Below are 13244 nucleotides of genomic sequence, written 5' to 3' on the forward strand. Positions count from 1 at the left end.
CTTTCCTGTAATTCAGGCCGTCGATGTACGGATAGAAGCCCGGTTCTTTGAAAGAGCCCTTCCCATATCGATGGATGGTTGCTCAACCAGGCGGTACATGGTCCAGGCGATAATAATTGTGAGCCCGGCTGTGATAGATATATAGAACCCCAGCGCATGGCCGCTGAGGAACTGGCCCCAGTCCTGCTGCATGGTCCACCTGAGGACCTGCATGGCGACAGGATGGAACAGATAGAGCGAGTAACTGATGGTGCCGAAGAAAACCAGCATCCTGGGCGGAGTCTTTGGAACCAGCAGGACAATCAGAAATACGGCCAGGGCGATCAGGTGGGCGGAGCCAAAACGTATGGGGCCTTCAATAAGATGGATGCCGAGAAGTGCCAGCACCAGGAGGCACAGTGGAATTGCGAAAGTGGCGGAAAGCCCCAGCAATGCATATAGGTATCCCGAACGGTTTGTATGGCAGTATCGGATCAGGGCGCCACAGAACATGACTGCGAGGCAGTATGGGGTATAGGTGATTGGGGAGGGGAAATCCACCGCCGCTGGAATCAGTTTCCCCACAAGGCGCCATGCGACAAATACAAACAGGCTTCCCCAGCACAGGAGCAGCAGAGATAGCGGCCTGTCCAGTAGTCTGAGCGCGAATGTGGCGGCGCACAGGCAGTAGAAAATCAATTCGATCGTCAGCGTCCAGTAGAGACCCTGGATATTCTCAAAACCGAAAAGCCCCTGCAGCATCGTTGTATTTGCGACAATGGTTGCTGTGGGAAAGTGTTGGTTATTCAGTGCCGCGGCACAGACAACCGCGAGAATGATGGATGTCCAGTAAACCGGGTACAGGCGAAAGACGCGGCGTATGGCAAAGCGCCCGACGGAGGCCCGGGGGCCGGACAGGCTGTAGGGGATCACAAAGCCGGATATCAGGAAGAAACAGATCACGCCGATTCTGCCGAAGTCCACGGTGGCGGCGATGTCGGCCAGGAGCGTCCCCCGTTGTGCGATATCCGGATTGCGGACAAAAAGCTCACTGCTGTGTTGCCACACGACGAGAAATGCAGCGATACCCCGCAGGGCGTCCAGATTCAGGAGACGGCTGGTCATCTTGTGTTTCTTGTTCCTTTTCTTCTTCCTTGAACGGAGCCGGCCAAAATATTTCTTCTGGGTGTTACTTTATTGGAGATTTGCAGTCGGGGACACATCGGTAAACAGGGCCAGATACGAAAAAGCCCGCATTTGCGGGCTTCTGGATATGGTACCGGAGGCCGGACTCGAACCGGCACGGGTTTTACCCCAACGGATTTTGAATCCGTCGTGTCTACCAATTTCACCACTCCGGCAGAGGGGCTGGCAAGGGGGACGATTATAGCGATGGGGCCCTGTCGGTCAACCGGATTTGGCGGCGGCGCGGGTTTCCGTTACTCTTCGCGCCCGTTCCCGCAACCCTACCCGACCACCTAAACTGAAACCATGCGCCGCCAGGACTTCCACTTCGACCTGCCCGATGAACTGATTGCCCGCGCGCCCGCCCAGGAGCGGCGTGGCAGCCGCCTGTTGTGCCTGGACGGGCCCTCTGGTGATGTCGACCACCGCCATTTTGCCGAACTGGCGGATCTGGTTGCGCCCGGCGATCTGCTGGTGTTCAACGATACGCGGGTGATACCGGCGCGGCTGTTCGGGCGCAAGGCCAGTGGCGGCAAGCTGGAGATACTGATCGAGCGGGTGTTGGACGAGCGCCGCGCGCTGGCCCATATCCGCGCCAGCAAGTCACCCAAGCCAGGCAGTGAGATACTGCTGGAGGACAATACCGGCCTGCGGATGCTGGCCCGGCACGAGGCGCTGTTCGAGCTGGAATTCCCACAGGAAGGCGCGTTGCCGGTGCTGGAGCGGCTGGGGCATATGCCGCTGCCGCCCTATATCGACCGCCCGGACGAGGAGTCCGACAAGGAGCGCTACCAGACCGTCTACAGCCGTGAGGCGGGCGCAGTGGCGGCGCCCACCGCCGGCCTGCACTTCGACGATGAGATGCTCGATGCGCTGCGCAGCAAGGGGGGCGAGACCGCCTTTGTGACCCTGCACGTGGGCGCCGGCACCTTCCAGCCGGTGCGGGTGGACGATATCTTCGAGCACAGGATGCACAGCGAAGTGATGCAGGTGCCGGAATCCGTCTGCCGGGCGGTGGCGGACTGCCGCGCGCGCGGCGGCCGGGTGATCGCTGTCGGCACCACCAGTGTGCGGGCGCTGGAGAGTGCGGCCGCCAGCGGGGAACTGAAGCCGACTACCGGTGAGACGGATATCTTTATCTACCCCGGTTACCGGTTCCGGGTCATCGACCGGCTGATCACCAATTTCCACCTGCCGGAATCGACCCTGCTGATGCTGGTCAGCGCCTTTGCCGGCTACGAGCAGACGATGAATGCCTATCGGGAAGCGGTGCAGGAGAAGTACCGTTTCTTCAGTTACGGCGACGCGATGCTGATCAGCCGCAATCCAGAGGTGCATGGATGGTGAGGGGGCTGCCATCCGGCTCTTTCCCCCGGCGCCTTTCCCTGAGGGTGAGGGGAGCTTTGTTTTCGGGGGTTGTGGGGGCGGGAAGTGACGCGATCATTGCCGAGTCCCGAGTCCCGAGTCCCGAGTCCCGAGTCCCGAACCTAGAACCAGGAGCAACCCTTGAGCCGCCAGTGCTTTATGCAGTTTGAATTGGACACCACCGAAGGCAAGGCCCGCCGCGGGCGCCTGCGATTTCCGCGCGGGGTGGTGGAGACGCCGGCGTTTATGCCGGTGGGCACCTATGGCACCGTGAAAGGCATGTTGCCGCGGGATATCGAGGCCATCGGGGCGCAGATCATTCTCGGCAATACCTTCCACCTGATGTTGCGCCCGGGCACCAGGGTGATCGAGGAGCACGGCGACCTGCACGATTTCATGCAATGGTCCGGCCCGATCCTGACCGATTCCGGCGGCTTCCAGGTGTTCAGCCTGGGGCAGATGCGCAAGATCACCGAGGAGGGCGTGTCCTTCAAGTCGCCGGTGGACGGCAGCCCGGTGTTCATGGGCCCGGAGGAGTCCATGCAGGTACAGAAATCCCTGGGCTCCGATATTGTGATGATCTTCGACGAATGCACGCCGTACCCGGCCACGACGGAGGAGGCGCGCAAGTCGATGGAGATGTCGCTGCGCTGGGCCGAGCGCTCGAAAAAGGCCCATGGCGACAGCCCGTCAGCGCTGTTCGGCATCGTCCAGGGCGGCATGTACCCGGAGCTGCGGGATATCTCCCTGCGCGGGCTCACGGCGCTGGGTTTCGACGGCTACGCCATCGGCGGGCTGTCCGTGGGCGAGCCGAAAGAGGAGATGATCAAGGTGCTCGACCACCTGGCCCACAGGATGCCCGCGGACAAACCGCGCTACCTGATGGGGGTGGGCAAGCCGGAGGATATCGTCGAGGCGGTGCGCCGCGGAGTGGATATGTTCGACTGCGTGATGCCGACCCGCAACGCCCGCAACGGCCACCTGTTCACCGCCGAGGGGGTGGTCAAGATCCGCAATGCCGTGCACCGCCACGATACCGGGCCGCTGGAGGCCGGCTGCGACTGCTACACCTGCAAGAATTTCTCCCGCGCCTACCTGCACCACCTGGACCGCTGCGGCGAGATCCTGGGTTCGCAGCTCAACACCATCCACAACCTGCGCCACTACCAGAGGCTGATGCAGGGGCTGCGCGACGCCATCGCCGCCGGTGAACTGGAGGCGTTTGTAGCGGAGTTCTACCGCCGCCTGGGTCGCGAGGTGCCGCCGTTGCATGCATAGGCACTGAATCTTGTGTCGGCCGGGTCTCTGTGCCCGCATTGTCACTGTCGGGCAGGGGGAGTACAGGGGGCGCCCGGCAGTTTGTGCCCGATTTGTACCCGCACACCATCCCCGTATAATCTGCCCCCGATTCGGAAGGGCGCGCCTTGCAATCGGGGCCCCGCGCCCGCATATCGTCCGACATCGCTTTAAATGACCGGCCCACCCGGCCGCACTACAACAATGAGAGCAGCATGAATCGCTACCCCCTCTGGAAGTATCTCCTGATTCTGACGATCGCGGCCCTCGGCTTCCTGTATGCCGCGCCCAATCTCTACAAGCCGGACCCGGCCGTGCAGATCTCCGGCCAGTCCAGCGCCATGGAAATTGGCCCGCAGGTACTCGAGCAGGCGGAACAGGCCCTGGACGAGGCGGGTATCGGGTATTTCGGCGGCGAAGTGGGCGATAAGGGGGTGTTGCTGCGCCTGGAGTCGATAGAGCAGCAGTTGCCCGCCAAACGCGTGATCCAGCAGGCCCTCGGTCACAGTGAATATGTAGTCGCACTCAACCAGGCGCCCACCACGCCGGAGTGGCTGAGCAGCATGGGGGCCAGTCCGATGAAGCTGGGCCTGGACCTGGCCGGCGGTGTGCACTTCCTGATGGAAGTGGATACCAACACCATCGTGCGCACCAACCTCGAGGGCTATACCCAGGAAATCCGGGCCAAGCTGCGGGCGGCCAAGGCCCGCTACCGCAGCGTCGACCTGGTGGACGACCGCGAGATCGTCGCCCGCTTCCGCACCGAGGCGCTGCGCGACAAGGCGGTATCCACCATCCGCAGTGAATTCCCCAGCCTGCAGGTCACCGAGGCCGGCAGCGGCAATAACCTGGAAGTGCGCGCGACCCTGTCGGAACAGGAGGTCAAGGAGCTGGAGGACTACGCCGTCTCCCAGAACCTGACGACGCTGCGCAACCGGGTGAACGAACTGGGGGTGGCCGAGCCGATCGTGCAGCGCCAGGGCCGCAACCGCATCGTGGTGGAGCTGCCGGGTGTGCAGGATACCGCCGAGGCCAAGCGCATCATCGGCAAGACCGCCAACCTGGAATTCCGCATGGAGGCGCGCCCCGACGAGCTGGTGACCAACAAGGAATACTTCGAGTACCGCGATGACCAGCAGCGCCAGATGTACGGCGGCGCCTGGCTGGAGCGCAAGGTCATCATCAAGGGCGACCGCGTCACCAACGCCCGCGTCGGCTACGACGAAAACGGCATGCCGCAGGTGAACATCACCCTGGATTCCCGCGGCGGCGAGATGATGCACCGCGCCACCTGGAAAAATGTCGGTCGCCGCATGGGCACCCTGTTTATCGAGAGCCGCTTTATTCCCGAGACCAAGGTGGACGAGGCCGGTAACGAAATCACGGTACAGAAGCGCGTCGATGAAAAGCGCATCATCAGTCTGGCGACAGTACAGAGCGCGTTGGGCAAGCAGTTCCGCACCACCGGCCTCGAGGCCGCGGAGGCGCAGGAGCTGTCACTGCTGCTGCGCGCCGGCGCCTTGGCCGCACCCATGTACTTTGTCGAGGAGCGCGTCATCGGCCCGTCCCTGGGTGCCGACAATATCGATGTGGGTGTGACTTCCGTGCAGATCGGCCTGATCGCGGTGTTGATCTGCATGCTGTTGTTCTACCGTGTCTTCGGCCTCGCCGCCAATATTGCCCTGGCATTGAACCTGGTGCTGCTGGTGGCGGTGATGTCGATCCTCGGCGCCACCCTGACGCTGCCGGGGATCGCGGGTATGGTATTGACCATCGGCATGGCGGTGGATGCCAACGTATTGATCTTCTCGCGAATACGGGAGGAACTCAGGAACGGCATGCCGCCCCAGTCGGCGATCAATGCGGGTTTCGACAATGCCTACAGCGCGATCGTCGACGCCAATATCACCACGCTGATCGTGGCCGTGATCCTGTACGCGATCGGCTCCGGGCCGGTGCAGGGCTTTGCGGTAACCCTGTCCGTGGGCATCCTGACTTCCATGTTCAGCGCCATCATGGGCACCCGTGCGATCATCAATTTGTTCTACGGCGGTCGCCGTGTGCAGAAACTTTGGATATAAGGAGCGCCGACCGTGAGTGAGAGCAAAGTAGCGGAAACCAGAGAGGAAAACGGCCAGATCACCGAGTATATGGGCAAGCGCGTGTTCGATTTCATGCGCTGGCGCAAACTGGCTCTGGTGCTGTCGGTTGTGCTGGTGGTCGGTTCGATCACGGCGCTGGCGATGAACGGCCTGAAACTTGGATTGGACTTTACCGGCGGCACCCAGATCGAGGTGGGTTTCGAGGAGGCGCCGGGTCTCGAGGAGGTGCGCAGCCAACTGGCGAATGCGGGCTACGAAGATGCTTCGGTGGTGCGTTTCGGCTCTGACAACGAGTTGCTGATCAAGCTGCCGCCGGAAGTGGCGGAGGAACAGACCCAGCTCAGCGCCGGCGATGACGAGGCCGTCCAGTCCGTGGGCGACCAGGTGGTTGCGGTACTGCGCCAGGGCTCCGCCGGCGACGTGGAACTGCGCCGCGTGGAAATGGTGGGCCCGCAGGTGGGTGAGGAATTGCGCGATGACGGCGGCCTGGGCATGCTGTTCGCACTGGTTGTGGTGATGGCCTATGTGGCGCTGCGTTTCCAGTACAAGTTCGCGATCGGTGCCGTGGTGGCCCTGGTACACGACGTAATCATCGTGCTGGGCTTCTTCGCCGTGTTCAGGCTGGATTTTGACCTGACGGTACTGGCGGCGGTGCTGGCAGTGATCGGTTACTCGATCAACGACACCATCGTGGTATTCGACCGTATCCGCGAGAATTTCCGTCGCGTGCGCAAGGCGGATCCGAGCGAGATCATGAATATCTCCATGAGCCAGACCCTGGGCCGCACCACGATGACCTCACTGACCACGTTGCTGGTGCTCTGGGCACTGCAGTTCTTCGGTGGCGAGCTGATTCACAACTTCTCGCTGGCGTTGATCGTGGGCGTGATTGTGGGTACCTATTCCTCGGTATACGTGGCCGTCAACGTACTGATGACGATGCGTATCTCCAAGGAAGACCTGATGCCGCCGGTGAAAGAGGGCGCGGAGCTGGAGGAAATGCCCTGACGGCTCGGTGGGAAATGGGGTGGTCAGTGGCCTGTATCTTTCACCACTGATCACCTGCTGCCGGTAATCAGGAAGCGCGCGGCTTCTTGCCCAGGGTAATATGCTTGGGACCGGATGTGTTGGTCTGGCCGCTGACACCCTTGGGAACCTGCTGTATCTCACCGCCGCCAGCCAGGAACGCCTGTACCTGTTCCTCAATGCTCTCGCGGGTTTCCAGAGCGGAGGGTTGTTGCTTGCGCTTGGATGCGCCGGTTGCTTTCTTGGCCACAATAGTTTTCCGGTTTTCTTCGAGAACCGCGTATTCTACAGTAGTTTGCACAAAAAATCACCTGCCCGATATTTGACACCCGTTTTCCCGCTTTTGGCCACATATTTTTCTCCCCTTCCCCGCCCGGCTGATACAAAAAAGCCCGGCGGTTGCCTAATGCCGGTCAGTTAAGCCACGCAGTCGCGGCAAAGGCCCTGATGCCGGGGGCAGCCCCAATGCCAACTAAAGCCTCGCGCAATCTCAGCTGCCAGGCCTTAACCTGTTTAACTGACCGGCATTGCGGCGGTTGCCGGGCTTCCGTTTGACCACTGGTCCACTTTCAATGGGCCCTGTTGGACAGCTTCCACAGCCAGAGACACAGCGCCAGCAGCAGGATGAAGGCCACTGCACTGGGCCACGCGGGCATCGGTGCGCCGGCCACCAGTACTTCCGGCTGCGCCACCAGGCGCCACAGCTGGCCCAGTGACATCAGCCCGAACAGCACGCTGGACAGGCGCAGGCCGCCTTTGGGGGAGTTCATACATCACCTCCTGCGAAAAGATATTCTCTTCACCCCGGTGATTGTAGTGTTGGGCGGCCGCGATTCCCCGCGGTGGAACAAATCTTTTCTCAGGGACAGTTGCCCAGCTGCCAACTGTTGCCGTCGTCGCTGTGCAGTGTATTCAGCCCCCAGGTGGAACCGGGCATGGCGTCGTCGCTGCCGCTGGCGAAATAGTCCGGTGCCAGCGGGTTGCCGGTGCTGTAGGCCCGCCCGGCGGTCTTGTGGTAGTAGTTGTAGGCCGACGCCTGGTCGCAGCTGTCCCCACCGCTGCTGCTGCCTCCACTGCTGCTGCCGCTGCCACTTCCACTCCCGCTGGAGCAGGTGACCTGCGGGCCGGTGCAGGAGGCATCGTCGTCGCGCCACTGGCACTGGCCGCCGGAAAGCGCAAATTCATCCAGGCGAAATGGGCTGGTGCTGTACTCCAGGTAGCAGTTGGCGTAGTTGGTGTAGTCGAGACGGCCGGCGGCGATATGGGTGTCCAGGGTCGCGGTTACGCCGGCGTCGACGGTAAACGCAACGCTGCCGGTATCGCTGAGGCCGGCCAGGTCGGTGGCGGTGACCAGGGCGCTGCCGTCACCGCCCGGCAGATTGCACTGCTCGGCGCTGAAGTCGGTGCCGGTGACTGCGGCCGTTACCGCGCCGTTGCCGAAATCCACCACCACCGAGTCCAGGTTCTGGTTCTCGTCCACCACCGTGCCACTCACGTTCACGCACTGGCCGCTGGCCGTGGCGGAGAGGTCCCCCAGTTCCGGTGCCGTTTCCGGCGGCTCCGGGCCCAGGCGCACGGTGGTGGAGTAGGGGGTGCCCTCGGCGCCGCTGTTATCCGTGGCAACAACCGCAACCGTATAGAGATCGTCCGCCAGCGGGCCACTGGTCAGGTTAAAAAAACCGTTTCCATCGACCCCGCCGCTGGTACTGCTGTCACCGTTGCCGGAGAAAGTCGCGGTGACACCGGTCACCGAGCCGTCGCTGTCGGTGGCTGTGCCGCTGACCAGGATACGGTCGCCGCTGGTGGTGATCTCCACATCGCTGACCACCGGTGCCCGATTGCGGTCGACCCGCTTGTTGTTGTCGGCGAAGTACTGACCCAGGTAACGCGCATAGTTGATACCGGCAGCGCTGATATAGCTGCCGCTGGCGCCCTCGCCGCCGGACCAGGCGTGGTCGACGCCGTTCAGCCACAGCATCGAGACGCGGCCGTCCTGCCACAGGGTCTCTTCGGCGCTGCGGCTGCCCTCGGCAATGGTATTGCTGTCGCCGAGCTGTGTGACGCCGTAGACCCCGGCCATACCGCTGGCATTCTGGTCGTTGTAGCACTGGTTGACGGTGGTGTCGGCGTCGCCCTGGGCAATAGAGGCAATCTGGGTGTCGAAATGGTCGGCGTAACTGCCGGCGTAACTGTTGCAGCGGCTGGTGACATCGGCCGTTTCACAGGGACCGAGGGCGCCGCTGGAGCTGGTGCCGATACTCGGCCCGGCGCTGATGCCCATGCCGGCGAACACGTCCGGTGCCAGGCAGGCGGTGGTATTGGCAAAGCTGGCACCGGAGGAGAGGCCGGCGATATACACCTGGTCCGGATCGATACCGCGGGCGCTGTCGCCGGACAGCGCACTGGCCAGATCAATCAGGTTTTTATAGTCGCCGGCGGCGCGGGACTTTGTGCCCTGCCAGTAGGACCAGCAACTGTAGCCGGCCTTGTTCATCGCATCCGGCACCGCCACCACCATGCCGAATTCTTCCGCGGCGTCCTCCAGGTTGGCGCTCAGGTAGTTATCGATCGGCTGCACGCAGCCGTGCAGCACGATCAGCAGCGACTTGCCGTCGCCGATGGGGGAGTCGCTGTCGGGTGTGTAGAGATGCACATTGTTGAAGCCGCCGATGGCGACATCCTCCTGCCAGCTGCCGGCCTGGGACGTCGCGGCGCCACAGGCCGCAATGGCAAAGAGCAGGCGGCGGAGCCATCCGCGCCCGGTTGTCGGGATCATCATCGCATTCACCTTTATTTTTATGGAATAGGGCGCCGATCAGCCTAGAAGGGTGATTCGGCGCTGGGAATGCGACCTTGGTTGGAGGAATGGGGAGAAAGTACCGGCGGCCCCCGGCCGCAGACTCTACCCGCCGCAATCAGAGGCCGGCGTTTTTCAGGCGATTGGCGTGCTGTCGGTAGATGGTCACCGGTTCCGGTGCCACCGGGGCACAGAGTATACAGTCTGCTCAGGTGTCAGCGGATAGAGGATGTCGTGCCCGTCGCCGGCCCACTAGTTTGCGGAAACGGGCCTGGCTTGGTCGACTACTGGAACAGCTGCAGAATTTCCTCACCACTCAGTTTCGACAGCGCCGCGCCCTCGCCGGTGAGCAGCGCGTCGGCCAGCGACTGCTTGTGTTGCTGCAGTTCCTGGATGCGCTCCTCGATGGTGCCCTCCGCAATCAGCTTGTAGACGAACACCGGTTTCTGTTGGCCGATGCGGTGGGCGCGGTCGGTGGCCTGGTTTTCCGCCGCCGGGTTCCACCAGGGATCGTAGTGGATCACGGTGTCCGCTTCGGTCAGGTTGAGGCCAAAACCACCGGCCTTGAGGCTGATCAGGAACAGCGGCACCTCGCCGCCCTGGAAAGCATCGATGGCCGCCTGGCGCTTGCGGGTGCGGCCGGTGAGCTTGCTGTAGGCGACCCCGCGTTTTTTCAGTTCGCCCTCGACGATCGACAGCATGCTGGTGAACTGCGAGAACAGCAGTATCCTGCGCCCCTCCGCCAGCATTTCCTCGAGCATTTCCAGCAGCGCCTCCAGCTTGGCCGACTGCTTTACTTTGGTTGCGCTGGGGATTTTCACCAGCGACGGATCGCAGCAGATCTGGCGCAGCTTCAGCAGCGCGTCCAGCACCTGGATATGGCTTTTGGCCAGGCCCTTGCGGTCCAGCAGCTGGCGCACCTCCTTCTCCATGCTGGCGCGCACCGACTGGTAGAGTTTCTGCTGCCGGTCGCCGAGGGTCACCGCCTGCACGATTTCGGTTTTCGGCGGAAGCTCTTTCGCCACCTGTTCCTTGGTGCGGCGCAGCATGAAGGGCGCGGTGCGGTTGCGCAGTTGCCGCTGGCGGGACTCGTCGCCTTCCTTTTCGATCGGGTTGCGGTACAGGCGGTTGAACGACTTCTGGCCGCCCAGCAGGCCGGGCATCAGGAAATCGAACTGGGCCCAGAATTCCCCCAGGTGGTTTTCCAGCGGCGTGCCGGTCAGGCACAGGCGCTGTGTGGTTTCGTAGTCACGCAGTGCCTGGGAGACTTTGGCGCGGGGGTTCTTGATCGCCTGGGCCTCGTCCAGCACCAGCAGGCTGAACGGGTGCGGGCCCAGTATGTCCGCATCCCGCTGCGCCAGCGCATAGCTGGTGATGACCAGGTCGTAGTCGCCGAGGGCCTCCAGCACGCTGTCCCGGCCCTGGCCGTGGCTGATGGCGGCGTTGAGTCGTGGGGTGAATTTCTGTGCTTCGTGCAGCCAGTTGCCCAGCAGGCTGGTGGGGGCGATGATCAGCGCCGCCTCGGGCAGTTTGCCACGCTGTTTCAGGTACAGGATAAACGCCAGTGTCTGCAGGGTCTTGCCCAGGCCCATATCGTCGGCGAGGATGCCGCTGAAGCGAAAGCGGTGCAGGAAGGCGAGCCAGTCGAGTCCCTCCTGCTGGTAGCTGCGCAGTTCGGCGCGCAGACCGCGCGGCGGCTTCACCGCCTCGATGCGGTCGAGTTCTTTGAGCTGGCGGGCCAGGGCGCGGCGCTTCTTACCGCCGTGCCACTGGAAGCGGCTGTTGTCCAGTTCGTCTTCGAGCTGGGTCAGTGGTGCCAGGTTGTGGCGGTGCAGTTTCAGGTGCCCGCTGTCGTCCAGTTGCGGTTCTTCGTGCAGCTCGATCAGCGTCTCCAGCACCGGTTCTATCCAGTCGCGCGGGATGCTTAGCCACTGGTCCGGTCCCGTCTGTACGATCAGGCCGTTTTCCGGCAGCTGGTCGCCGTATTCGAGTGCGCGCGCCAGCAGCGGCAGCAATTCCAGCTGGCGATCGCCGAAATTGACCTGGATGCCGAGGCTGTCGCCGCTCAGGTCGCCGGACAGGCTGTCGGCGCCGATGACATCCAGCTGGAAGTCGGGATCCTTTTCGATGCGCCAGCCGCGCTCGCGCAATGGTTCGGCGTCCACGTCGAGGAATTCCGTCCAGCGCAGCGGCGACGGCATGGTGTCGGTGTCGGGCAGCAGGAAGCCCACATCGCCGACGTCCGGGGACAGGCGATAGCCGGTGAAGCCGAGCGCTTCCAGGCTGTCGATGGCGTCGTGCTCGAAATCCCCGGCCCGGGTCAGCAGCAACTGGCTGCCGTCGGTATCCAGTATCTGTTTGTCCTTGGGCGGGAAGGCACGGATTTCATGGCCGTCGTAGACGAAATAGAGCGCTGCGTAGCGGCAGTCGAGCGCCTCCCGGTAGCCCAGTCGCAACAGCGGTGTCGGTTCTCCGCCGATACTGGCAAGGTTTTCCAGCGGCAGCGGCAGTGTGTCGACCGGCAGTTGCTCGGCCAGCAGCTGCGCGGTGTCCAGCCGGGCGTCGGCGGGCACCGGGGGCATTTCCCGCAGCAGCAGTATCTGTTCGGTGGACAGCGGTGTGTCGATGGGGCCGCAGAGACCGGTGTCGATCTCCAGGTAGTGGGGCGGTTCGGTGACGGCCAGCAGCCAGTCGCCGTCGCAGTCCGCCAGTGTCACCTGCAGCTGTGTCTGGCCGTCGTTCTCATCCCAGGTGTAGGCGAGCGACCGCTGTTCGCCGGCTGTCGCCGGTCTGCCACTCGCGGGCAGCATGGCGCGGCCGGTGTCGAGGATCTCTGCCAGTGCCATGGCGCCGCGGCGGCGCTCGGGGGTAAACAGCCAGTCGGCATTGCCGCTGTCGGCAAGCAGTTCGACGATGGTCGCGTCTTCGGGAGTGGCGGCGCTGCTGTAGCGGTAATTCCAGGGCGCGCCCGGAATCGAGACGGGCTTGCCCCAGGTGCCGCCTTTCCTGCGCCGCACCCGCTGCATGCCGATTTCCAGCAGGCCGTCGTCGCCTTCGCCGAGCAGGTAGATGACCATTTCCCCGCGCTGCTCTGCCGCCGCCGGGGTCGGCTGGGCCGCGGCGCTGAAACGGCGCCGCCAGTTCGCCAGGGCGAGGTTGTCGTCGGCGATGCTGCCGCTCTCCAGCTGTTGCATCAGCGTCAGCAGGGCGGCGACCACGTGCTTGCAGTTGAAGCCCACGGGGCAGTCGCAGTAACCGCTGATGCGTGTCTGCTTCTGGCCCGGTACCAGGTTGATCTCCTGTTCGTAGGGTTCGGGGCCCGAACCCTCCACGGCGCTTGCGACCAGCCCGGCGTCCGGATCCATCTGCAGGAAGACTACGCGTCCGTCTTCCGCATAGCGCTGGCCGCGCTGGAAGGCGCCGGCGCCGCAGGCGGCGAGGATGGCGCCGCGGGTGATTTCCGGTAGCGACATGAAAATGGCCCCAAGCAAAAA

General features: G+C 63.2%; 9 protein-coding genes and 1 tRNA gene. 4 read left to right on the plus strand and 6 right to left on the minus strand.

Annotated features, from left to right (window positions below):
- Positions 1-12 precede the first annotated feature (12 nt).
- Positions 13-1104 (minus strand): acyltransferase family protein, encoded by a 1092-nt coding sequence (locus MWN76_RS05450; protein ID WP_250459991.1) that lies wholly within the window; start codon positions 1102-1104, stop codon positions 13-15.
- A 149-nt stretch (positions 1105-1253) separates the two neighbouring features.
- Positions 1254-1340: transfer RNA gene (locus MWN76_RS05455), tRNA-Leu, on the minus strand.
- 130 nt (positions 1341-1470) lie between these two features.
- On the opposite strand from MWN76_RS05455, the gene queA reads away from it, so the two are divergent.
- From queA to secF, 4 genes are all read left to right on the plus strand, one after another.
- Positions 1471-2511: a tRNA preQ1(34) S-adenosylmethionine ribosyltransferase-isomerase QueA gene (gene queA, locus MWN76_RS05460; protein ID WP_250459993.1), complete on the plus strand. Its 1041-nt coding sequence runs from the start codon at positions 1471-1473 to the stop codon at positions 2509-2511.
- A 177-nt stretch (positions 2512-2688) separates the two neighbouring features.
- Complete coding sequence (tgt, locus tag MWN76_RS05465; RefSeq protein WP_425606595.1) at positions 2689-3807, plus strand: tRNA guanosine(34) transglycosylase Tgt; 1119 nt, start codon at positions 2689-2691, stop codon at positions 3805-3807.
- A 233-nt stretch (positions 3808-4040) separates the two neighbouring features.
- The gene (gene secD / locus MWN76_RS05470) at positions 4041-5906 is read left to right on the plus strand and encodes a protein translocase subunit SecD (RefSeq protein ID WP_250459996.1); all 1866 of its coding nucleotides are present in this window, start codon (positions 4041-4043) and stop codon (positions 5904-5906) included.
- 69 nt (positions 5907-5975) lie between these two features.
- Positions 5976-6935 carry a protein translocase subunit SecF gene (secF, locus tag MWN76_RS05475; protein ID WP_250460104.1) on the plus strand — a complete coding sequence of 320 codons (960 nt, stop codon included), beginning with the start codon at positions 5976-5978 and terminating at the stop codon, positions 6933-6935.
- A 67-nt stretch (positions 6936-7002) separates the two neighbouring features.
- Here the strand turns inward: secF and MWN76_RS05480 are convergent, their stop codons facing one another.
- The 4 genes from MWN76_RS05480 to MWN76_RS05495 form a co-directional block, all read right to left on the minus strand.
- Positions 7003-7203 (minus strand): hypothetical protein, encoded by a 201-nt coding sequence (locus MWN76_RS05480; protein ID WP_250459998.1) that lies wholly within the window; start codon positions 7201-7203, stop codon positions 7003-7005.
- A 319-nt stretch (positions 7204-7522) separates the two neighbouring features.
- A complete protein-coding gene (locus tag MWN76_RS05485; RefSeq protein WP_250460000.1) occupies positions 7523-7723 on the minus strand; it encodes a hypothetical protein in 201 nt (66 codons plus the stop codon).
- Between the two features lie 89 nt (positions 7724-7812).
- The gene (locus MWN76_RS05490) at positions 7813-9732 is read right to left on the minus strand and encodes an extracellular catalytic domain type 1 short-chain-length polyhydroxyalkanoate depolymerase (protein ID WP_250460002.1); all 1920 of its coding nucleotides are present in this window, start codon (positions 9730-9732) and stop codon (positions 7813-7815) included.
- Positions 9733-10034: 302 nt separating this feature from the next.
- Complete coding sequence (locus MWN76_RS05495) at positions 10035-13223, minus strand: DEAD/DEAH box helicase (RefSeq protein ID WP_250460004.1); 3189 nt, start codon at positions 13221-13223, stop codon at positions 10035-10037.
- Positions 13224-13244: the final 21 nt, after the last annotated feature.

Source organism: Microbulbifer litoralis, assembly GCF_023634065.1.
Lineage (GTDB): Bacteria > Pseudomonadota > Gammaproteobacteria > Pseudomonadales > Cellvibrionaceae > Microbulbifer > Microbulbifer litoralis.

What these genes read in the sequence shown, in the direction of transcription:
- MWN76_RS05450 (WP_250459991.1), bottom strand. Translation starts at nt 1,104, where the DNA reads ATGACCAGCCGTCTCCTGAATCTGGACGCCCTGCGGGGTATCGCTGCA.
- queA (WP_250459993.1), top strand. Translation starts at nt 1,471, where the DNA reads ATGCGCCGCCAGGACTTCCACTTCGACCTGCCCGATGAACTGATTGCC.
- tgt (WP_425606595.1), top strand. Translation starts at nt 2,689, where the DNA reads ATGCAGTTTGAATTGGACACCACCGAAGGCAAGGCCCGCCGCGGGCGC.
- secD (WP_250459996.1), top strand. Translation starts at nt 4,041, where the DNA reads ATGAATCGCTACCCCCTCTGGAAGTATCTCCTGATTCTGACGATCGCG.
- secF (WP_250460104.1), top strand. Translation starts at nt 5,976, where the DNA reads ATGGGCAAGCGCGTGTTCGATTTCATGCGCTGGCGCAAACTGGCTCTG.
- MWN76_RS05485 (WP_250460000.1), bottom strand. Translation starts at nt 7,723, where the DNA reads ATGAACTCCCCCAAAGGCGGCCTGCGCCTGTCCAGCGTGCTGTTCGGG.
- MWN76_RS05490 (WP_250460002.1), bottom strand. Translation starts at nt 9,732, where the DNA reads ATGATGATCCCGACAACCGGGCGCGGATGGCTCCGCCGCCTGCTCTTT.
- MWN76_RS05495 (WP_250460004.1), bottom strand. Translation starts at nt 13,223, where the DNA reads ATGTCGCTACCGGAAATCACCCGCGGCGCCATCCTCGCCGCCTGCGGC.